Raw genomic sequence first — 20,947 nt, 5'->3', positions numbered from 1 at the left:
CGCGCCTTCGCAAAGGGCGGGAACCATAACGAACGGAGTGCCTGATGGACTTCGGTCTGTTCACCGACCGTGCGCGCGGCGTCATCCAGGCCGCGCAACTGGCGGCTCTCGCCGGACGCCACCAACAGCTCGTCCCCGAACATCTCGTGAAGGCCCTGGTCGAGGACGCCGACGGCGTGCCCGCCAAGCTGATCCGCGATGCCGGTGGCGATCCCGAGCTTCTGAAGACCGCCGCCGAGGAAACCCTGAACCGCCAGACCCGCGTCGAAGGCGAAGGGCCGCACCCGATCTTCATGTCCCCGGCGCTCGCCGGCGTTCTCCAGAACGCCGTCGAAACGGCGCGCGGGGCCGGCGACAAGTTCGTCTCCCCCGAACGACTCCTCGAATCGCTGGCCGCCCAGGGCGGCAGCACCCGAGCGCTGTTCCACCGCGCCGGTGTCGATCCCGCGGTGCTGGTCGAGGGTGTCGAATCGCTGAGCAAGAACCGCCCCGCCGACCGGCAGGAGGATTCGCAGATGGGCGAGGCGCTCGCCAAGTACGCCCGCGACCTGACGGAAGAAGCGCGCCAGGGCCGTCTCGACCCGGTGATCGGGCGCGACGACGAGATCCGGCGGACCATCCAGGTCCTGGCCCGGCGCACCAAGAACAACCCCGTCCTGATCGGCGAGCCCGGTGTGGGCAAGACCGCCGTGGTGGAAGGGCTGGCCCAGCGGCTGGCCTCCGGCGACGTGCCGGAGGGGCTGAAGGACCGGCGCGTCCTCGCGCTCGACCTCACCGCCCTGCTGGCCGGCGCCAAGTTCCGCGGCGACTTCGAAGAGCGGCTGAAGGCCGTCCTGTCGGAAGTGCAGCAGGCGGCGGGCCGCATCATCCTGTTCATCGACGAGCTGCACTCGCTGATCGGCGCCGGACGGACGGACGGCGCGATGGACGCCGCCAACATGCTGAAGCCCGCGCTGGCGCGCGGCGAGCTGCGCTGCGTCGGCGCCACCACGCCCGACGAGTACCGCAAATACATCGAGAAGGACGCGGCGCTGGCCCGCCGCTTCCAGCCGGTGAATGTGGACGAGCCGTCCGACGAGGACGCCGTGTCGATCCTGCGCGGCATCAAGGGCAAGTACGAGGTGCACCACGGCGTGCGCATCGCTGACGCGGCGGTGGTCGCGGCGGTGCAGCTCTCGGCCCGCTACATCGCCGACCGCCGCCTGCCCGACAAGGCCATCGACCTCGTCGACGAGGCGGCCAGCCGCCTGCGCATGGCCATCGACAGCAAGCCGGAGGCGCTGGACGCCGTCGGCCGCCGCGTCGCCCAGCTGAAGATCGAGCGCGAGGCCCTGAAGTCGGAGCCGGACGCCGCGTCCCAGGAACGGCTGCACAAGCTGGAGTCCGAACTCGCGGTGGACGAGGCGAAGCTGACCGCCATGGAAGAGGAATGGCGCGTCGGCCAGTCCCGCCGCACCGAAGGACGCCGCCTGAAGGAGGAGCTGGACCAGGCGCGCACCAAGCTGGAGCACGCCCAGCGCGACGGCGACTGGGCGAAGGCCGGCGAGCTGGCTTACGGCGTCGTTCCCGACTTGGAGAAGCGTCTGGCCGAGGCCGAATCCCGCGCCAACGCGGAGCGGGAGGAAGTCACGGCGAAGGACATCGCCGCCGTGGTCACCCGCTGGACCGGCATCCCGGTGGACCGCATGCTGGACAGCGAGCGGCAGCGGCTGAAGGGCATGGAGGACCGGCTGGCCGAGCGCGTCGTCGGTCAGGCCGAGGCGGTGCGCGCCGTGTCCAAGGCGGTGCGCCGGGCGCGGGCCGGGTTGAAGGACCCGAACCGCCCGACCGGTTCCTTCCTGTTCCTCGGCCCGACCGGCGTCGGCAAGACGGAGCTTGCCAAGGCGCTCGCTGCCTTCCTGTTCGACGACGAGACCGCGGTCACCCGCGTCGACATGTCGGAGTATATGGAGAAGCACTCCGTCGCCCGCATGATCGGCTCGCCCCCGGGCTATGTCGGGTATGACGACGGCGGCACGCTGGCCGAGAAGATCCGGCGCCGGCCCTATCAGGTCGTCCTGCTGGACGAGGTGGAGAAGGCCCACCCGGACGTGCTGAACGTGCTGCTCCAGGCGCTCGACGACGGGCGGCTGACCGATGGCCAGGGCCGCACGGCGGACTTCCGCCACGCGATCCTGATCATGACGTCGAACCTGGGGGCGGACGCCCTGACGGCGCTCGGCGAGGACGACAGCCTGGAGGGCGCTAGGGTCGAGGTGATGGACGCGGTGCGCCGCGCCTTCCGGCCGGAGTTCCTGAACCGGCTGGACGACGTGCTGATCTTCCGCCGGCTGGGGCGCGAGCAGATGGCCCACATCGTGGACATCCAGCTCGCCCGCGTCGCCGACCGTCTGGCGGAGCGCGGCCTGTCGCTGACTGCCGACGACGCGGCCCGCGCCCGGCTTGCCGACCTCGGCTGGGACCCGGCCTTCGGCGCCCGTCCGTTGAAGCGGGCGGTGCAGAATCTGGTGGAGGACCCCATCGCCGAGCGGCTGCTCGACGGCGAGGTGGACGAGCGCTCGACCCTGCACCTGTCGGCGCGGGACGGCCGCCTGACCCTGGACGGGGTGCCGGTCGAGGAGGACCGGGCCACCGGCTTCAAGGCCCCGGAACGCCCGCCGCTGGGCTTTGCTCTGACGGGCAGCGGCGGTGGACGCAGCAGCGCCGCCGTCCACTGATCGTGACGCGAAACGAGAACCCCGGCCCGCAAGGGCCGGGGTTTTTCGCTGCGCGCTCCCCAACGCCTCATGGATGTGCGGCGCTCTGTGGTAAGCAGGAGGGATGGTTGCGCCGGCAATGGTGCGCCTTGCGGAGGACCGGGGAATGAGCGGATGGAGCGGGTACGGTGAAAACGCGACAGCGCTCACCGAACAGTACGAGAGCGTGGCGTTCGCCGATGTGCATCGCGACGTGCTTCACCTTTTCCCCTCCCGACCGGGCCGCGTGCTGGACATCGGCGCGGGCACGGGGCGTGATGCGGCCGCCCTGGCGGCGCTTGGCCACGAGGTGACCGCCGTCGAACCGACGGCGGAGCTGCGCAGCGCGGGGATGCGCATCCACGCCGCCCAGCCGATCCGGTGGGTCGACGACAGCCTGCCGGAACTGGCGGTGGTCAGGAGGCAAGGCGGGCGCTACGACGTCATCATGCTCACCGCGGTGTGGATGCACCTCGACCAGGCCCAGCGAGCCATTGCGATGCCGCACATCGCCGGCCTTCTGAACCCAAGCGGCCGGATCGTCATGTCCTTGCGGCATGGCCCGGTGCCGGAGGGGCGGACCATGTACGACGTTTCGGCCGCCGAAACCATCGAGCTTGCCGAGTCCGTCGGCCTTCGCTGCATCCATCGGAATGACCGGGAGGACATGCTCGGCCGCGGCGATGTGTCCTGGAGCTTCCTCGGATTGGAGGCGCGCTGACCGCCTTACGACCGCTGCCACTCGGGCACCATCAGCCAACGCGCCAGGGCGTAGAGGTTGACCGCCACATAGACCGCCGCGCCGACGACTCCCATAATGAGCCCGCCGAGTTGCTGGTCCGCCAGAGCGGACAGGCCCCAGGGCGCCGTCTTGTCCAGATGGTAGACGAACAGCGGCTGCGGGGCGAAGATGAGCAGCGCCGCCAGGATGGCGAGATGCACCGAGGTGCCGAAGGCCGACAGCAGCCCCCTCCCCCGCATCGCCGCATCATCCGGGGCCAGCACCGTCCGCCACGCCGCGACCGCACCGACGAGCAGGCTGGCGTGCATGACCCACAGCACCGCGTCGAAGCGCAGCGCCGCCATGTAGGGTCCCGGCAGATGCCAGACCCAGAGGAACAGCCCGAACAGGCCCCAGGCGATCTCGGGAACGGCCAAAGGCGACGCCACGACCCGCGCCCAGCCCGGCCAGCGCACCGCGCCCATCGGCCAGGACAGGACCAGCAGCGGCGCCGCCACCTGGATGGTCAGGAGATGCTGGACCACCCGCGCCGAGAACAGGGCGGAGGTCAGGCTGCACAACGGCGACACGAAGGCGGCGAACAGCACCAGCCACCCCGCGGCGAAGCACCAGGGCTGGTGCCGCGCCATCCCCGCTCCGTGCCGCCGCACCACCACCGCGTATCCCGCGGCGGTCAGGGCGAAGACGGACAGCAGGACCGGGTCGCCGTTCCAGGCGCTCCAGAACCCTTCCGGCACCGGTGGGGCGCCGCAATAGGGAATGATCGAGGGCAGCGTTTCGGTGAGCACGGCTGGACCTCCCTTGGTCTACAGCCGTGTAAAACCCAGAATGGCGCTCGGGTTCCCGAATGACGGACGACCGAGCGGGGCTCAGGCCCGCTCGGCGGTTTCGATCAGGTCGGTGCGCCCGATGCGGCGCAGGGAGGCCTCCAGCCGCGTGTCGTCCTCGCGGATTTCCCGCAGGGTGTGCAGCGTGAACATCACATGCGCCTCCGCCGCCGCATGGGCGGCTTCGGCGTCGCCGGCCAGCACCGCGTCGACGATGGCCAGATGCTGCTCCAGCAGCAGGTCGCGCACGCCGGGCCGGGTGTAGAGCCGGTCGCGGTTGTAGAACACGTCGTTGCGCAGCATCTCCGACAGCGCGCCCATGATGTGCAGCATCACCGTGTTGTGCGCCGCCTCGTAGAAGGCGAGGTGAAGCTGAGCGTCCACGTCGGCCTCTTCCGACGGGTCATCCTTCCCATGGGCGTCGCGCATGCGCTGGGCCAGGGCGCGGATCGCCTGACGGTCGAGGTCGGTCGCCCGTTGCGCGGCCAGCTTGGCGGCTGCCGCCTCGATGGAGGTGCGGAACTCCAGGTAATGGAAGGGCGCGTCCGGATCGGATTGCAGCAGCGCCGCCAGCGGTGCGGCGATGGGCGCCAAGAACTGCGCGATGTGCGTGCCGTTTCGCCCGGAGACGAGCAGCCCCCGCTCCTCCAGCTTCTCCAGGGCGTCGCGCAGCGACGGGCGCGAGACGTCCAGCTTGAGCGCCAGATCCCGTTCCGGCAGCAGCTTCTCCCCCGGACGCAGCACGCCTTCCCGGATCAGCGTCTCCAGGTGGTCAGCGATGGCGTCCGCCAACTTGGCCGGCTTGATCATTCCCTTGCCTTGCCCCTTGCCCTGCATCCGCAGAAGTCCCACCCGATCCCGGAGGTTAGATATCGTCACGGCCTTCGCACGTCCAGCCCCAGCGAGCCCAGCGACACCGTTTAACGACCGGCCGCCACCGAAGGGGTCAGGTGGTAATACCATGGGCAAGAAAAAGTCTCTGCCCACGCCGACGGTAAATTGAATTTTCCCTATTGCCAACCATTGCGACCCAATGTATCCGTTCTGAGCCTTTGGTCATATCTTTTGACCGGAGCCCAACCCAAGAAAAAACTGATCCCCATGGCTGACCGGCCCTGGGATGACAGGCGGCGCGCGTCCGGATAAGACGCGCGGATCCGGGCTCCACTCATGGTCGCTGGCCAAAGCGCAGAACCGAGAATCTGCGGCATAGGTAGGAAACATGCAGCCCTGGACACAAGTCTACGATCCCGCGGGTAACCTTTGGCTTTCGGCACTTGTGGCCGCGTTGCCGATCATCTTCTTCTTCATCGCGCTGACCGTCCTGCGCATGAAGGGCCACATCGCGGGCACCATCACCGTCGCCATCTCGCTGGCCGTCGCCATCCTGTTCTACAAGATGCCGGTCAGCATGGCGCTGGCGTCCGCCGGATACGGCTTCCTCTACGGCCTGTGGCCCATCGCCTGGATCATCGTGGCCGCCGTGTTCCTCTACAAGATCACGGTCAAGACCGGTCAGTTCGAGATCATCCGCTCGTCGGTGGTGTCGATCACCGAGGACCAGCGGCTTCAGATGCTGATGGTCGGCTTCTCCTTCGGCGCCTTCCTGGAAGGTGCGGCGGGCTTCGGCGCGCCGGTCGCCATCACCGCGGCGCTGCTGGTCGGTCTGGGCTTCAACCCGCTCTACGCCGCCGGTCTCTGCCTGATCGCCAACACCGCCCCGGTGGCCTTCGGCGCCATGGGCATTCCGATCATCGTCGCCGGTCAGGTCACCTCGCTCGACCCGTTCCGGATCGGCGCCATGGCCGGCCGCCAGCTTCCGCTGCTGTCCGTCTTCGTGCCCTTCTGGATCATCATGATCATGGACGGCTGGAAGGGCGTGCGCGAGACCTGGCCCGCCATCCTGGTCGCCGGCGGCACCTTCGCCGTCACCCAGTACTTCACCGCCAACTTCATCGGGCCGGAGCTGCCGGACATCACCTCCGCCCTGGTCAGCCTCGTCAGCATCACCGTCTTCCTGAAGTTCTGGAAGCCCAAGGCGATCTTCCGCTTCGCCAATTCCCCGCTGCCCGCCGGTCCGGTGCCGCAGTCGGTCGGCGCCATGGCGTCGAGCGAGTTCAACGCCCAGCGCGGCTACAGCGCCGGTGAGATCGCCAAGGCCTGGTCGCCCTTCCTGATCCTGACCGTGGTCGTCACGATCTGGAGCCTGAAGCCCTTCAAGGCCCTGTTCGCCAAGGGCGGCGCGCTGGCCGACACGGTGCTGTACTTCCCGATCGCCGGGCTGGACAAGCTGGTGCTGAAGGCCGCCCCGATCGTCGCCTCGCCCAAGCCCATCGACGCCGTCTACAAGCTGGACCTGCTGGCCGCCACCGGCACGGCCATCCTGATCTCCGCGATCATCACGATGGTCATGCTGAAGATGCGCCCGGCCGACGGCGTGAAGACCTTCGTCGAGACGGTCAGCGAGTTGAAGCGCCCGATCTACTCGATCGGCATGGTCCTGGCCTTCGCCTTCATCGCCAACTACTCGGGCCTGTCCTCGACCCTGGCGCTTCTGCTGGCCGGCACGGGCTTCCTGTTCCCGTTCTTCTCGCCGATCCTGGGCTGGCTGGGCGTGTTCCTGACCGGCTCCGACACGTCGAGCAACGCGCTGTTCTGCGGCCTGCAGGCCACCACGGCGCAGCAGGTGGGCGTGTCCGACGTGCTGATGGTCGCGGCCAACACGACCGGCGGCGTCACCGGCAAGATGATCTCCCCGCAGTCGATCGCCGTGGCCTGCGCCGCGGTGGGTCTGGTGGGCCGCGAGTCCGAGCTGTTCCGCTTCACCGTGAAGCACAGCCTGTTCTTCGTCGCGATCATCGGCGTCATCACCATGATCCAGGCCTACATCCTGCCCTGGATGATCCCGTAAGCGTCGACGTCCGAACCCCTTCTCCTCCCCCCGGGGAGAAGGGGCGTCATCCACTGCCGAGCTTTATTCCCTACGGCGCCGCTCGGCCTTCCATCCGGTCGGGAGGCGCCGCTTTCTTTGTCCGCCTCATTTTTTATGCATTGCAGCATCACAGCGCTGCGTTTGGTCAATTCATTTTACCATTGCGGCCACCCAGCAAATCGATTATCCGACTGACTGACTGTGGCACCCAACAAGCCGTCCGTCTGACGGGCGGAAACAAAAGCCGCCCCAGCACCCGCAACCCGGACCGGCGATCACGGAGGAGTCGTCGCGCGGTCCCAGATCCGGAGGCCCCGAGAACCGATGCTGCCCGCGCCCTATGACCGCCTGCACGCGGCCCTCCGGGAGTTCATGCCGGACGAGCGCCTCGTCACCGACCCGCTGCGCACGCTGGCCTACGGGACCGACGGCAGCTTCTACCGCCTGATCCCGAAGATCGTCGCGATCGTCGAGGCCGAGGGCGAGGTGGTGCGGCTGCTCAACCTCTGCCGGGAGCTGAAGACCCCGGTGACCTTCCGGGCCGCCGGCACCAGCCTGTCGGGCCAGGCGGTCACCGATTCCGTCCTGGTCCTGTTGGGCGACAGCTGGCGCGGCTGCACCATTCCGCCGGGTGCCGCGACGGTGACCCTCCAGCCCGGCGTCATCGGGGCGGAGGCGAACCGCAAGCTGGCGCCCTTTGGACGCAAGATCGGGCCGGACCCGGCCTCCATCGCCACCGCCAAGATCGGCGGCATCGCGGCCAACAACGCCAGCGGCATGTGCTGCGGCACCGCCCAGAACAGCTACCGCACGCTGGCCTCCATGCGGCTGGTGCTGGCCGACGGCACGCTGCTGGACACCGGCGACGCCGCCAGCCGCGACGCCTTCGCGGTCAGCCACGGCGCCCTGCTGGCCGGCCTGTCCGATCTGGCCGCCCGCACCCGCGCCGACGACACGCTGGCGGAGCGCATCCGCAACAAGTTCCGCATCAAGAACACCACCGGCTACAGCCTGAACGCCCTGGTGGACTTCGAGGACCCGGTCGAGATCCTCCAGCACCTGATGATCGGGTCGGAGGGCACGCTCGGCTTCCTGTCCGAGATCACCTACAACACGGTGCCGGAGCACGCCCACAAGGCGAACGCCCTGCTGATGTACCCGGACATCGGGGAGGCCTGCCGCGCCGTCGCGCTGATGAAGCCGACGCCGGTCTCGGCGGTGGAGCTGATGGACCGCGCCTCGCTGCGCTCGGTCGAGGGCAAGCCGGGCATGCCGGACTTCATCGGCGGGCTGGGGCCGGACGCCTCCGCCCTGCTGGTGGAGATCCGCGGCGAGGACGCGGCGGCGCTGGACGCCAACATCGCCGCGGTCAGCGCGGTGATCGCCAACACCCACACCCTGTTCCCGCCGACCTTCACCACAGACGCCAAGCTGGGCGAAAGCTACTGGAAGATCCGCAAGGGCCTGTTCCCGGCGGTCGGCGCCATGCGCAAGGTCGGCACCACGGTCATCATCGAGGACGTGGCCTACCCGCTCGACCGGCTGGCCGAGGCGACGGTCGAGCTTCAGGCCATGTTCCTGGAGTTCGGCTACACCGAGGCGATCATCTTCGGCCACGCGCTGGAAGGGAACCTGCACTTCGTCTTCACCCAGGCCTTCGACACCGACGAGGAGGTGGACCGCTACCGCCGCTTCATGGACGCGGTGTGCGATCAGGTGGTGCGCAAGTATGACGGGTCGCTGAAGGCGGAGCATGGCACGGGCCGCAACATGGCCCCCTTCGTGGAGATGGAGTGGGGTCCGCAGGCCTATGGCCTGATGAAGGAGATCAAGGCGCTGCTCGACCCGCAGGGCCTGCTGAACCCCGGCGTCATCCTGAACGACGACCCGGAGGCGCATCTCAAGAACCTGAAGGCGATGCCGCCCGCCCACCCTCTGGTGGACACCTGCATCGAGTGCGGCTTCTGCGAGCCGACCTGCCCGTCGCACAAGATGACGCTCTCGCCCCGCCAGCGCATCGTCGGCTGGCGCGAGATTTCGCGTCTTGAGTCCACAGGGGCGGACGCGGCGCGGCTCGGCGCCTTGCACGACGCCTACGACTACCAGGGCATCGACACCTGCGCGGCCTGCGGCCTCTGTTCCACCGCCTGCCCGGTGGGGATCGAGACGGGTCTGCTCATCAAGGCGATCCGCGGCGACCGTCGCGGGGCGGTCGCCCAGGGGTTCGGCAGCTACGTCGCCGACCACACCGCCGGGGCGCTGAGCGTCGCCCGCGCCGGCCTGAAGCTCGCCGATCTGGCCAAGCGGACGTTGGGCAACGACACGGCGAATTCGCTGTTCGAGGGGTTGCGGAACGTCACCGGCCAGCGCCTGCCGCACCTGCCGCGCGCCCTGCCCACCCCGACCAACTTCACGCCGCTGCCTCAGGCCAAGGCATCCGCCGACGCGCCGACCGTGGTCTATGTGCCGAGCTGCACCAGCCGCAGCATGGGTCCCGCCGCCAACGATCCGGAGAAGACCCCGCTGCCGGTGAAGGTGGAGGCGCTGTTCCAGAAGGCCGGCTACCGCGTCGCCTATCCGGAGCAGTTGGCCTCGCTGTGCTGCGGCATGCCGCTGGAAAGCAAGGGCCTCGCCGCCCAGGCCGACGCCAAGGCGGAGGAGATGGTCCGCGCCATCTGGGCAGCCAGCGCCAACGGCACGGCCCCGGTGGTCCTCGACACCAGCCCCTGCTCCTTCCGGCTGAAGAAGCATTTGAAGGACGCCGGGCTGCAGGTCCTGGATCTGGTGGAGTTCATCCACGACCATCTGCTGGATCGTCTGAATTTCACTAAGCAGACGGAGCCGGTGGTGCTGCACCTGACCTGCTCGACCCGCCGCATGGGGCTGGAGGCCAAGATGAAGGCGGTGGCCGCCGCCTGCGCCACCCAGGTGGTGGTGCCGGAGGATGTCGGCTGCTGCGGCTTCGCCGGCGACAAGGGCTTCACCACGCCGGAGCTGAACGCCCACGCCCTGCGCCACCTGTCCAAGGACATCCCCGCCGGGGCCAAGGCCGGCTATTCGAACAGCCGGACCTGCGAGATCGGCCTGTCCGACCACTCCGGCCTGCCGTACCGTTCCATCGTCTATCTGGTCGATGCCTGCTCGACGCCGAAGGCTCCCGCCACGGCTTCCACGCGCGCGTCGGAACCCGCGTTCTGAGGCGGGAGGGAGGAAAAACCATGAGCCACGACGGCACCATAAGCCGGCCCGCCATCGAGCGGCCCGAAAGCGTCTATTTCTTCGGCACCTGTCTGGTCGACCTGTTCTATCCGGAAGCCGGCATGGCCGGCATGGAGCTGCTGAAGGCGCAGGGCGTCCGCGTCGTCTTCCCGCAGGGGCAGAGCTGCTGCGGCCAGCCCGCCTACAACTCCGGTTACCGGGAGGAGGCGCTGAAGGTCGCGCGCGCGCAGCTCGACTATTTTCCCGGCGACTGGCCCATCGTCGTGCCGTCAGGCTCCTGCGCCGGCATGATGAGCAAGCATTGGCCCGACCTGTTCAAGGGCGAGCCGGACGAGGCCCGCGCCCGTCAGGTGGCGTCCCGCGTGTGGGAGCTGACCCAGTTCCTCGTCCAGGTTCTCAAGGTCAAGTTCGAGGACCAGGGGCCGCCGGTGAAGATCACGTGGCACGCCTCCTGCCACGCCCAGCGCGAAATGGGCGTGACCGACGAGCCGAAGACCCTGCTGCGCCAGCTCGCCAACGTCGAGCTGGTCGAGTTGCAGCGGGAGAAGGAATGCTGCGGCTTCGGCGGCACCTTCGCGGTGCGCCATCCGGAGATTTCCGCAGCGATGGTCGGCGACAAGGTGGCGGACATCGAGAACACCGGGGCCAAGGCCGTGGTGTCCGGCGACTGCGGCTGCCTGATGAACATCTCCGGCGCGCTGGAGGGCGGGAAGAAGCCGGTCCGCGGCGTCCACATCGCCCAGTTCCTGAAGGAGCGCACCCATGGGTGAGACGAGCATCAACTTCGCGAAGGCCTCCAGCGCCGCGCTCCAGGACCAGCAGCTCCGCGGCAACTTCCGCCGGGCCATGGACGGGCTGATGTCCAAGCGCGCGGTGCAGTTCGCCGACACCGCCGAGTGGAACGGGGTGCGGACGCTCGGCGCCTCGGTCCGCCTGCGCGCCCTGTCCAAGCTGCCCGAACTGCTGGAGAAGCTGGAAGCCAACTGCACCCGCAACGGCATCCAGGTTCATTGGGCGTCCACCACCGACGAGGCCAACGCCATCGTCCTGTCCATCATGCAGCGCGTGAACGCGAAGCTGGTGGTCAAGGGCAAGTCGATGGTCTCGGAGGAGATGCATCTCAACGCCTTCCTGGAAAAGCACGGCATCGAGAGCCTGGAAAGCGACCTCGGCGAATACATCGTCCAGCTTGATGAAGCGATGCCCTCGCACATCATCATGCCGGCGATCCACATGAACACCAAACAGATCGCCCATCTGTTCAAGCAGAAGATCAAGGAGGCGGAATACACCGAGGACGTGGCCCAGCTCACCGACCTCGCCCGCCGCGTCCTGCGCAAGAAGTTCGCGACCGCCGACGTCGGCATCTCCGGCGTCAACATGGCGGTGGCGGAGACGGGCACGCTCTGCTTGGTGGAGAACGAGGGCAACGGGCGCATGAGCACCACGGTGCCGCCCGTCCACATCGCCGTCATGGGCCTGGAAAAGGTCGTTGAGAAGCTGGAGGACGTGCCGCCGGTCATCAGCCTGCTGACCCGGTCCGCCACCGCCCAGCCGATCACCACCTACGTCAACATGATCTCCAGCCCCCGCAAGGAGGGGGAGAAGGACGGCCCGAACGAGATCCATCTGGTGATCCTCGACAACGGGCGGTCGGGCATCTACGCCGACGAGGAGCTGCGCAACACGCTGCGCTGCATCCGCTGCGGCGCCTGCATGAACCATTGCCCGGTCTACACCAAGGTCGGCGGCCACGCCTATCAGGCGCCCTACCCCGGCCCGATCGGCTCGATCCTGATGCCGCAGGTGGAAGGGCTGGAGAAGCGGGGCGAGCTACCGCACGCCTGCACCATGTGCAACGCCTGCGTCGAGATCTGCCCGGTCAAGATCCCCATCGTCGAGATCATGGGCCGCCTGCGGTCGGAGGCCGTTCACCCCGGCGACGCGGTGAAGGGAGCCGGCTCGCACGCCAGCAAGGCCGAGGCGATGGTGTGGAAGGGCTGGTCGATGACCTACGCCTCGCCGCTCGCCTACCAGTTCGCGACGGCGCTTCTGGCCAAGCTGGGCAATGCCGCCCCGGCCAGCCTGCCGCTGCTGAAGGAGTGGACGAACGTGCGGTCCAAGCCGCGCTTCGCCAACCGCACGCTCCACGCTCTCGCCCGCGAGAAGGGGATTCCCGATGTCTGAGTCCAGAAACGCGATCCTGGGCAAGCTGCGCGCCGGGCGCGACGCCCACCCGCTGACCCCGCCGGAATCCGATTTCGCCGTCCTGCGCAACAAGCGCTGGGACGGCGCGGAACGGATGGAGCGCATCAAGCGCATGATGGAGGCCGTGCACACGGAGTTCCTGGAGACGACCGAGGCCGGCTGGCCCGCCGACGTCCAGGCCTTCCTCAAGGCGCAGGGCACCCGCAATCTGCTGTTCGGCCCGGCGACCGAGGCCGGGGCGCGCCTGTCCGCCGAGTGGACGGAGGGCGGGCCGGACCTGATCCCCTACGCCGATCGGGTCGAGACCTTCAAGGAGCGGCTGTTCGACGGCATCGACGCCGGCATCACCACGACGCTGGGGGCCATCACCGACACCGGCAGCCTGATCGTCTGGCCGACGCCGGAGGAGCCGCGGCTGATGTCGCTGGTGCCGCACATGCATCTGGCGCTGCTGCGCGCCGACGCGCTGTACGACACCTTCTGGCAGGCGATGACCGAGAACCGCTGGGCCGACGGCATGCCGACCAACGCCCTGCTGATCTCCGGCCCGTCGAAGACGGCGGACATCGAGCAGACGCTGGCCTACGGCGTCCACGGGCCGAAGCGGCTGGTGGTGGTGGTCATCCGCTGACGGCGTCGGCGCTGACAGAGTCGGGAGGTCAGAGGCCGGCCTTCACGCCGACGGTGTGGACCAGCACCGTCATCGTGTCGGTCGGCACCTCCACCGTCACCGGGACGACGCGCCCGCTCTCCGGCGCGCGGGCGAACCACACGGTCGCCCTGCGCTCCACCCCTTCGGCGAAGAAGCGGTCGCGATCGCGGTCGCCCTGGAACCCGGCCACCGGGCGGACGGTGACCGCGCAGACCTCCGCAGTGCCCGTGGCGATGCGGTAGCGCGAGGACGGCAGGTCGCCCTTGCCCTGCGGCGTCATGATGATGTCGTAGCGGCGGCGCCCGTCATAGACGGGGTAGCGTCCGCCACAGCCCCCGCCCGGCTGGCGGTGAGGATCACCGCCGCCCCGGCGCTCAACGGATCGATGCTGCCCCGCCGGCTGTCCGGCGGCACCCGCGCCGCCTTGTCGGGGCTGAGCGGCGGGTCGGCCGTCACATCCACCCCGTCGGGGCCGAAGGACAGGGTCATGATGTCCTGCTTGCGGCGCAGGCGCCGCTCGCCGCGGAAGCGGTCGGGCTGGGCGGCGCCGGCCTCCAGCCGTCCGGCGGACTCGGCGTGGTAGCGGAAATTGGTGAAGAGGCCGAGCCAGGGCACCGCCTCCGCCTCCAGGGCCGCCCGGTAACGGCTGGCGGTTCCCTCCGCCTCCTCGGTCAGCACGACGCTGCCGCGCGCCAGGGAGACGCCGCCGCCATAGGCGGCGAAGTCCAGTTCCAGCGTCGCGGCCGATCCCGCCGCCGGCAGAAGTGTCAGGAGGCCGGCGGCCAGGAGAATCCGCGTCACGGCGATCGCCTCACGTCGATGGTCCGCCCTCCGCGGCGACCAGATCCTGGTACTCCGGGTGGCGCTGGATGTATTTGGCCACGAAGGGGCAGACCGGCACAACCTTCTGCCCGCTGGAGCGCGCGTCCTCCAGCGCGCCGCGCGCCAGCGCGGAGCCGACGCCCTGCCCGGCCATGCTCTCCGGAACCTCCGTGTGGGTGAAGACGATGGCCCCGTCGCGCTTTTCGTACTCCACCACCGCGGTGGCGTCGCCCACGGTCAGCTCGTACCGGTTCCTGGCCGCGTTGTTCTTCACATCCCCGCTCATTCCCCACCCTTTCCCAGTTCATCGAAACCGATCACCACCCCCTCGTCGGGCCGCAGGCGCAGGGCGCCGGACACCGGCTCCCCACTGCGGTCGAGATGGGTGGACAGCCGGATATGGGCAGCCTCGGGCACCGCGTCCACCATCCGCTCCGCCGCCGACAGGTTCAGCAGGATGCGGAAGCGGCCGGTTCCATGGCGGCGCTCGTAGACCAGGACGTCGTTCTCCGCCGACACCGGCTCGTAGCGCCCGACCGACAAGGCCGCTTCCGCCCGCCGCAGCGCCAGCAAGGCGCGGTGCAGCGCCAGCATGGAGGACGGGTCGGCCGCCTGCGCCGCCACGTTCACCCGGTCGTGGTCGGGACCGAGCGGCAGCCAGGGCTCGCCGGTCGTGAAACCGCCTTGCGGGCCGCCGTCCCAGGGGATCGGCGTGCGCACCGGATCGCGGCCCAGCCCGAGGCCGGGGATGTTCTTCTCCCACGGGTCCTGCACGCGGTCGGGCGGGATGGTCCCATCGGTCATCCCGATCTCGTCGCCCTGGTAGAGCGTCGGCGTGCCGCGCAGGGTCAGCAGCAGCATGGCCGCCACCCGCGCCTGGCCCCGCCCCAACCGACTCGCCACGCGGGAGCGGTCGTGGTTGCCGAGCACCCAGTTCGGCCAGCCGCCGTGCGGCAGGGCGGCCTCGTAGGTGCGTATCAGCGCGGCCAGCGCCTTGGCCTCCCACGGGGTGGACAGCAGATGGAAGTTGAAGGGAAGCTGGAAGCCCGTCAGGTCGGCGCCGTAATAGGCCATGAGCTGGTCGATGGGCAGGTAGGCTTCGCCGATCAGCAGCCGGTCGGGACCGTATTCATCCGCCACGCGGCGCATGGCGGCGATGGCGTCGTGCACCTCCGGCTGGTCGACCGTGTGGAGGCGGATCAGCCGATGGACCGGCGACATGCCCTCCCGCCAGCCGGGGTTCGGCGGGTTGTTGCGGAATTGCCCGTCCTTGATCAGGTGGTGGATGGCGTCGACCCGGAACCCGTCCACCCCGCGGTCGAGCCAGACGCGCAGCGCGTCCAGCATGGCCTCGCGCAGCGCCGGGTTCCGCCAGTTGAGGTCCGGCTGCTCCTTCAGATAGGCGTGGTAATAGTACTGGCCGGTCGCCGCGTCCCATTCCCAGGCGCCGCCGCCGAACTCCGACAGCCAGTTGTTGGGGGGGCCGCCGTCCGGAGCCGGGTCGCGCCAGATGTACCAATCGCGCTTCGGGTCAGTGCGGGACGAGCGGCTGGCCTGGAACCACGGGTGCCGGTCGGAGCTGTGGTTGGGCACGAAATCCAGGATCAGCTTCATGCCCCGGTGGTGCAGCTCCGCCAGCAGCCGGTCGAAATCCTCCATCGTCCCGAACAGCGGGTGGATGCCCGTGTAATCCGACACGTCGTAGCCGAAATCGGCCATCGGCGACGGGTAGATCGGGGACACCCACAGCGCGTCCACCCCGAGCGCCTGGAGATGGTCGAGCCGGGCCAGGATGCCCGGCAGGTCCCCCACCCCGTCGCCGTTCGAATCCTGGAAGGAGCGCGGGTAGACCTGATAGATCACCCCGCTCTGCCACCACGCGAAGCCGTCCGCCGTGAAGCCGTCCACCATGGGCGGGTCCTCAGCCGATCAGCAGCGACTCGGCGCCGTCGATCCAGACGGGCGTGCCGGTGATGTGCTTCGACCGGTCCGACGCCAGGAACAGCGCCAGTTCCGCCACGTCGGCGCTGCTGCCCGGCTTGCCGCGGGTCAGCGGGATCTCGCCGTCGGGATACTCGGCGGCCTCCTCGGCCTCCGCGGTGTTGCGCGCCTGGGTGTTGTCCTGGATCGCGGTGTCGATCATCCCCGGGCAGATGGCGTTGACGCGGATGCGGTGCTTGGCCAGCTCCAGCGCCAGCATCTGGACCATGGCGACCTGCGCCGCCTTGGTGCAGGAGTAGGCGGTGGCTCCGGCGTTGCTGAAGACCCGCGTGCCGTTGATCGAGGCGGTCACCAGCACCGACCCGCCGCCCGCCTTCTTCAGATGCGGCACCGCGTGGTGCAGCGTCAGGTAGGTGCCGCGCAGATTGATGTTGATGGTGCGGTCCCATTCCTCCGGCGTCAGCTCGTCGATCGGCGCCCAGACGCCGTTGATCCCGGCGTTGGCGAAGACGATGTCGAGCCGGCCGTACTCTTGGACCAGCCGCTCCACCGCCCGCTTCACCGCCTCGCTGTCGGCAACGTCGGCAACCAGGGGGATGGCCTTGCCGCCCGCCGCGGTGATCTCCTCCGCCGTCTTGCGGATCTCGTCCTCGGTGCGGCTGAGCACGCCGACGCTCGCCCCGGCGCTGGCGAACAGGGTGGCCGACGCCTTGCCGATACCCGACCCGGCCCCGGTGATGAGGGCGACTTTTCCGTTCAAATCCATGATGAAACCGGCTCCGCTGCTTGTGCTGGGACAGCAGAGCCAACCGGCGGGGGCCGGGGCGGTTCCCGTCTTTCTACGCGCTTGCGGCGGGCGCGCGGCGGTTGACCAGCCAGATGCCGGCGCAGACCAGCAGCATCGCCGCGGCGAGGCTCACGCTGACCCGCTCGCCCAGCAGAAGCGCGCCGGACAGCACGCCGAACAGCGGCGTCAGGAAGGTGAAGGCCGACAGGCGGGCCGCCGGATAGCGGGCAACCAGCCAGAACCAGGCGAGGTAGGAGGCGAAGGCCACCACCACGATCTGGAAGGCGAGGCAGGCCAGCGCCAGCGGGCCGGGCGCGGTCACCCCCGCCTCGCCCATCAGAAGCGAGGCCAGCGGCATCGCCGCCCCGGAGACGGCGAGCTGGTAGAACAGCACCTTGGTCGAGCTGGCGCGGACCAGCTTGCTGCCCTTGATGACCAGGGTGGTGGCCGCCCACAGCACCGCCGCGGCCAGCACCATCAGGTCGCCGATCATCTCGCGGTTGGTCGGCAGGCGCAGCCCGTCGGCGAAGGCGACCGCCACCCCGACGAAGGCGCAGGCCAACCCGGCCGCCTGGACGCCGCGCATCCGCTCCCCCGGCAGCAGCAAATGCGCGCCCACCGACACCAGGAAAGGTGCCGTGTAAAGGAACAGGATGCTGCGCGACACCGTGGTGAAGGACAGCCCGGCATAGACCAGGAGGAACTCCCCGGCGAACAGCAGCCCGGCCAGCATGCCCAGCCAAAGGGTCCCATCCCGCTCGAACAGGCGCATGCCGCGCAGCGCCGCCCAGCCCCACAGCAGCGCCAGCGCCCCCAGCGAGCGCAGCCCGCCCTGGAGCACCGGCGAGAATCCGGTCATGGCGACCTTGATGGCGACCTGCTGCAGCCCCCAGAGCAGGCAGAGCAGGACCAGCGTGGCGGAGGCGGCGCCGTCCAGTTCGGCGCGACGTTCGTTGATCGCGATGGCGGTCATGATGATGGCTGCGGCGGCGCGGCGGTCCGCCGCCATCCCACCGCATGTCCTCCCCCGTTCATTCTTCCTTCAGCGAGCAGAATGGGACGGCGCCGGGAGGCCGGTCAACGAACGCCTGCGAAAGGCAGACCCGCGCGCAGGCTCGCCGGCCCGAGCACACTTTTGTGCAATGCGGTACGCAGGCATGCCCATAATGCGCAGCTCACCTCTGTCCCATGGTCCATATTGAAAGGGCAATCGACGCCGCCCACTGCGGCGCCCGCACCCTCCCACGGCAAATCAACACCCGAAAAGGAACGGACGTGATCCACAAGATCATGGACAAGATCGACCGCGTCATCGCCCAGAAGCGCGAGAGCGGCGAGCTTGATGCTTGGCTGTCCAACGGCATGGCCCGCCGTTACTGCCAGGAGCTGACGGCTTCACAGAAGCACTATTATCCCGCCCTGCTGCTGTATGTGGAACGGCATGCCGGGATCGGGTGAGGGATAGTTACTCCGCCGCCTTGACGACCGGCCCCTCCAGTTCCGACCGGCGGGCGCGCAGGGCGGCGAGCCTCGCCTCCAGCTTGCGGATTTTCTTGTCGAGCTTCCTCGCCTGCTTGCCGTCCTTCTTTGAGACGGTGCCGCCACGCGCGGCGATGCGGGCGTTGATCGCCACCTTCGTCTCGTCCGGCAGGCGTTTCCAGTGCTTCACCTCCGCGCGGGTGCGGAAGCAGCCCATGCAGCGGTCCGCCGCGTCGAAGCGGCAGAGCTTGGTGCAGGGATTGCGGGTGTCGTGCGTGCTCATGGCGCCATAGGATGGGAGCGGCAGGGCCGAAGGAAAAGCCCCGGCCGCCCTGTCCTGCGGGCGATTCTCAAAAATTGCTCAGGGCGCCACGCGCCCGGACAGGCAGGAGGCCCGCGCCCGCTCGTCCACCGCCGCCGCAGCGGCACCCGCAGTCCCCTCCCCGCCATAGAGCGCGGCGGGAAGCGGCCGGCCCGTGGCCTCGCCCTCCTTGCGGTGCCAGGACAGGATGCAGGAGCACACCCGCACCGCCGCCTCGGTGGAGCCGGTGTTCTGTGCGGCGAAGGGGCTGGCCTCGCAGGCCGCCAGGAAATCCCGGTTCGCGTCGGTCCGCCCGCCGTCCGGCGGGTCGCCGCTGAAGACCAGCAGGGCCGCCAGCGACGCGAAGAAGAACACGAACAGCAGCGAACGCGGGTTGCGGAACACGGGCCGTCTCCTCCGTTCAGGCCGAGCGGATCTGCCGCAGGAAGGCCCCGGCCTGCTCGCGCAGGGCCAGCGCCTGCCGACCGAGGTCGGCGGCGGCGGAGCGCACCTCCGACGCCATGGTGCCGGTCTCGTGCGCGGAGGCCGACACGTCGCGGACGCTGTGGGTCACCTCCAACGTGCGATCGGCGGCGCTCTGGACGCTGCGGGCGATCGCGCCGGTGGTGGCGTTCTGGCGGTCGGCGGCCCCGGCGATGCGGCCGACAAGATCGTTGACCGCGACCACCGTGCGCCCGATGCCGCCGATGGCCGTCACCGCGCTGCCGGTCACCGCCTGGATCTCCGCGACCTGCTGGGCGATGTCCTCGGTCGCCCTGGCGGTCTGGTTGGCGAGCCCCTTCACCTCGTTGGCGACGACGGCGAAGCCCTTGCCGGCCTCCCCCGCCCGCGCCGCCTCGATGGTCGCGTTCAGCGCCAGCAGGTTGGTCTGCGCGGCGATGCTCTGGATCAGCGTCACCACCTCCCCGATCTTGCCGGCGGCGGCGGCAAGGCCCTCGACCGTGTGGTTGGTGCGCTCCACCTCCTCCACCGCGTTGCGGACCATGCGGGAGGACTCGTCGATCTGGCGGGACACCTCGACGATGGACGCCGTCAGTTCCTCGGTGGCGCCGGCCACGGTCCGCACATCGTCGCTGGCCTCGCCCGCGGCGCCGCTGACCGCGGCGGCCTGCCCGCTGCTGTTCTCGGCGATGCCATGCAGGCGCTGGGCGTTGGATTCGAGTTGGGCCGTGGTGGCGCTCAGCGTCTCGACGACGCTCAGCATCGTGCCTTCAAAGTTGCGGGCGACCGCCTCCAGCGCGTCGCGGCGGTCCCGCTCGGCGCGGGCGCGCTCCTCCGCCTGGGCGGCGTCGAGCCGGGCGACCCGCTGCGCGTTCTCCTTGAAGACGCTGAGTGCCTGGGCCATGCCCCCGATCTCGTCCTTGCGGCCCAGCGCCGGGACCTCGACCGACAGGGTCCCCGTCGCCAGTTGCTCCATGGCGCCGCGCATGGCGGTCAGCGGGCGGAAGATGCGCCGCGACAGCAGCAGGCTGGCGCCGGCGACCAGGAGCGTCACCACGGCGCCCAGCCCGCCGATCATCGTCTGGGTGTCGCGGATCGGGGCGAAGAACTCCGCCCTCGGCACGCCGACATAGAGCACGCCGACCACCTTGCCCGAGCGGTCCTTGATCGGGTCGTAGGCGGTGTAGAAGGGAACGCCCAGGATGTCGGCCTGCCCGCGGTACGGCTCGCCACGGACCAGCACGGCGTCATAGACCGGCCCCTTGGCCAGCGTGGTGCCGACGGCGCGCCCGCCGTCCGGCTTCTGGACGTTGGTGGTGACCCGCGTGTCGCCCATGAACAGCGTGGCGGTGCCGCCGACCAGCGCCTTCACCCGGTCCACCGGCTCGAAGAAGCCGTTCAGAGCCCGGTCGCCGGCATAAAGCGTGCCGTCGCGGACGCTGATGTCACGGCCATACTGGTTCAGCACGTCCCAGGCGACGCGCATGTTCGTTTCCTGCCGCTCGACCGCCATGCGCTCCGCATAGCGGCTCAGCAATGTTTCGTTGACCGCAAAGGTGGCGCCCGCCAACACGACCAACCCACCGACACACAGCGACACCGTCTTGCCCGAAAGCGACAGCGAGCCGACCCCCGCCAGCAATCCCATGGCGAACCCCCACGCCCAATGATGCCCATCGAATCCGAGCGGTCCGCACCCCAACGAACCACAGCGGCATAAAAGCGTCAGAGGCTCTTAACAAATCGTTCCGCACCGCACCATGCCCTGCCCTGCCCTGCCCTGCCCTGCCCTGCCCTGCCTACGACAGGGTGACGCCTGCCTTTTTAGAGTGATTCAAAT

General features: G+C 69.3%; 19 protein-coding genes. 8 read left to right on the top strand and 11 right to left on the bottom strand.

Features of this window, described 5'->3' with window-relative positions; genetic code table 11:
* Positions 1 to 44 precede the first annotated feature (44 nt).
* Both clpB and D3869_RS23495 read left to right on the top strand, forming a co-directional pair.
* Positions 45 to 2,717: an ATP-dependent chaperone ClpB gene (gene clpB, locus D3869_RS23500; protein WP_137142231.1), complete on the top strand. Its 2,673-nt coding sequence runs from the start codon at positions 45 to 47 to the stop codon at positions 2,715 to 2,717.
* A gap of 145 nt (positions 2,718 to 2,862) precedes the next feature.
* The gene (locus D3869_RS23495) at positions 2,863 to 3,456 is read left to right on the top strand and encodes a class I SAM-dependent methyltransferase (protein WP_137142230.1); all 594 of its coding nucleotides are present in this window, start codon (positions 2,863 to 2,865) and stop codon (positions 3,454 to 3,456) included.
* A 5-nt stretch (positions 3,457 to 3,461) separates the two neighbouring features.
* Here the strand turns inward: D3869_RS23495 and D3869_RS23490 are convergent, their stop codons facing one another.
* Positions 3,462 to 4,265, bottom strand: coding sequence for a cytochrome c oxidase assembly protein (locus D3869_RS23490; RefSeq protein WP_137142229.1), 804 nt, complete (start codon positions 4,263 to 4,265; stop codon positions 3,462 to 3,464).
* An 81-nt stretch (positions 4,266 to 4,346) separates the two neighbouring features.
* Positions 4,347 to 5,114 carry an FCD domain-containing protein gene (locus tag D3869_RS23485; RefSeq protein WP_035679639.1) on the bottom strand — a complete coding sequence of 256 codons (768 nt, stop codon included), beginning with the start codon at positions 5,112 to 5,114 and terminating at the stop codon, positions 4,347 to 4,349.
* Positions 5,115 to 5,526: 412 nt separating this feature from the next.
* Here D3869_RS23485 and lldP point away from each other — a divergent pair, with 412 nt between their 5' ends.
* The 5 genes from lldP to D3869_RS23460 all read left to right on the top strand — a co-directional run bounded on the left by lldP (position 5,527) and on the right by D3869_RS23460 (position 13,294).
* The gene (gene lldP / locus D3869_RS23480; RefSeq protein WP_137142228.1) at positions 5,527 to 7,215 is read left to right on the top strand and encodes an L-lactate permease; all 1,689 of its coding nucleotides are present in this window, start codon (positions 5,527 to 5,529) and stop codon (positions 7,213 to 7,215) included.
* A gap of 345 nt (positions 7,216 to 7,560) precedes the next feature.
* Complete coding sequence (locus D3869_RS23475; RefSeq protein ID WP_137142227.1) at positions 7,561 to 10,434, top strand: FAD-binding and (Fe-S)-binding domain-containing protein; 2,874 nt, start codon at positions 7,561 to 7,563, stop codon at positions 10,432 to 10,434.
* A 20-nt stretch (positions 10,435 to 10,454) separates the two neighbouring features.
* Positions 10,455 to 11,225: a (Fe-S)-binding protein gene (locus D3869_RS23470; RefSeq protein WP_137142226.1), complete on the top strand. Its 771-nt coding sequence runs from the start codon at positions 10,455 to 10,457 to the stop codon at positions 11,223 to 11,225.
* Positions 11,218 to 12,642, top strand: a complete 1,425-nt coding sequence (locus D3869_RS23465) for a LutB/LldF family L-lactate oxidation iron-sulfur protein (RefSeq protein WP_137142225.1) — start codon at positions 11,218 to 11,220, stop codon at positions 12,640 to 12,642. Before D3869_RS23470 ends, D3869_RS23465 begins: the two co-directional genes overlap by 8 nt.
* Positions 12,635 to 13,294 carry a LutC/YkgG family protein gene (locus tag D3869_RS23460; RefSeq protein ID WP_137142224.1) on the top strand — a complete coding sequence of 220 codons (660 nt, stop codon included), beginning with the start codon at positions 12,635 to 12,637 and terminating at the stop codon, positions 13,292 to 13,294. Before D3869_RS23465 ends, D3869_RS23460 begins: the two co-directional genes overlap by 8 nt.
* Before the next feature lie 28 nt (positions 13,295 to 13,322).
* Here the strand turns inward: D3869_RS23460 and D3869_RS23455 are convergent, their stop codons facing one another.
* The 6 genes from D3869_RS23455 to D3869_RS23430 all read right to left on the bottom strand — a co-directional run bounded on the left by D3869_RS23455 (position 13,323) and on the right by D3869_RS23430 (position 17,874).
* Positions 13,323 to 13,595 (bottom strand): hypothetical protein, encoded by a 273-nt coding sequence (locus D3869_RS23455; RefSeq protein WP_137142223.1) that lies wholly within the window; start codon positions 13,593 to 13,595, stop codon positions 13,323 to 13,325.
* On the bottom strand, positions 13,592 to 14,116 hold the full coding sequence (locus D3869_RS23450) for a DUF3108 domain-containing protein (protein WP_175426584.1): 525 nt from the start codon (positions 14,114 to 14,116) through the stop codon (positions 13,592 to 13,594). Before D3869_RS23450 ends, D3869_RS23455 begins: the two co-directional genes overlap by 4 nt.
* Positions 14,117 to 14,126: 10 nt before the next feature.
* Complete coding sequence (locus D3869_RS23445; protein WP_137142221.1) at positions 14,127 to 14,423, bottom strand: GNAT family N-acetyltransferase; 297 nt, start codon at positions 14,421 to 14,423, stop codon at positions 14,127 to 14,129.
* Positions 14,420 to 16,048, bottom strand: coding sequence for an alpha-amylase family glycosyl hydrolase (locus D3869_RS23440; RefSeq protein ID WP_137142220.1), 1,629 nt, complete (start codon positions 16,046 to 16,048; stop codon positions 14,420 to 14,422). Before D3869_RS23440 ends, D3869_RS23445 begins: the two co-directional genes overlap by 4 nt.
* 10 nt (positions 16,049 to 16,058) lie before the next feature.
* Complete coding sequence (locus D3869_RS23435) at positions 16,059 to 16,844, bottom strand: SDR family oxidoreductase (protein WP_137142219.1); 786 nt, start codon at positions 16,842 to 16,844, stop codon at positions 16,059 to 16,061.
* Positions 16,845 to 16,917: 73 nt separating this feature from the next.
* Positions 16,918 to 17,874, bottom strand: a complete 957-nt coding sequence (locus D3869_RS23430; protein ID WP_432613432.1) for a DMT family transporter — start codon at positions 17,872 to 17,874, stop codon at positions 16,918 to 16,920.
* A gap of 266 nt (positions 17,875 to 18,140) precedes the next feature.
* Here D3869_RS23430 and D3869_RS23425 point away from each other — a divergent pair, with 266 nt between their 5' ends.
* Positions 18,141 to 18,323 carry a hypothetical protein gene (locus D3869_RS23425; RefSeq protein ID WP_014242488.1) on the top strand — a complete coding sequence of 61 codons (183 nt, stop codon included), beginning with the start codon at positions 18,141 to 18,143 and terminating at the stop codon, positions 18,321 to 18,323.
* A 7-nt stretch (positions 18,324 to 18,330) separates the two neighbouring features.
* Here the strand turns inward: D3869_RS23425 and D3869_RS23420 are convergent, their stop codons facing one another.
* From D3869_RS23420 to D3869_RS23410, 3 genes are all read right to left on the bottom strand, one after another.
* Positions 18,331 to 18,627, bottom strand: a complete 297-nt coding sequence (locus D3869_RS23420) for a DUF1289 domain-containing protein (protein ID WP_137142218.1) — start codon at positions 18,625 to 18,627, stop codon at positions 18,331 to 18,333.
* Positions 18,628 to 18,705: 78 nt separating this feature from the next.
* Positions 18,706 to 19,050, bottom strand: a complete 345-nt coding sequence (locus D3869_RS23415; RefSeq protein WP_137142217.1) for a hypothetical protein — start codon at positions 19,048 to 19,050, stop codon at positions 18,706 to 18,708.
* A gap of 16 nt (positions 19,051 to 19,066) precedes the next feature.
* Entirely contained in the window at positions 19,067 to 20,755 is a 1,689-nt protein-coding gene (locus tag D3869_RS23410) for a methyl-accepting chemotaxis protein (protein WP_247895997.1), read from the bottom strand.
* Between the last annotated feature and the right edge of the window lie 192 nt (positions 20,756 to 20,947).

This window comes from Azospirillum brasilense, assembly GCF_005222205.1.
Lineage (GTDB): Bacteria > Pseudomonadota > Alphaproteobacteria > Azospirillales > Azospirillaceae > Azospirillum > Azospirillum brasilense_G.
This window is presented reverse-complemented; position numbering and strand designations above follow the sequence as displayed.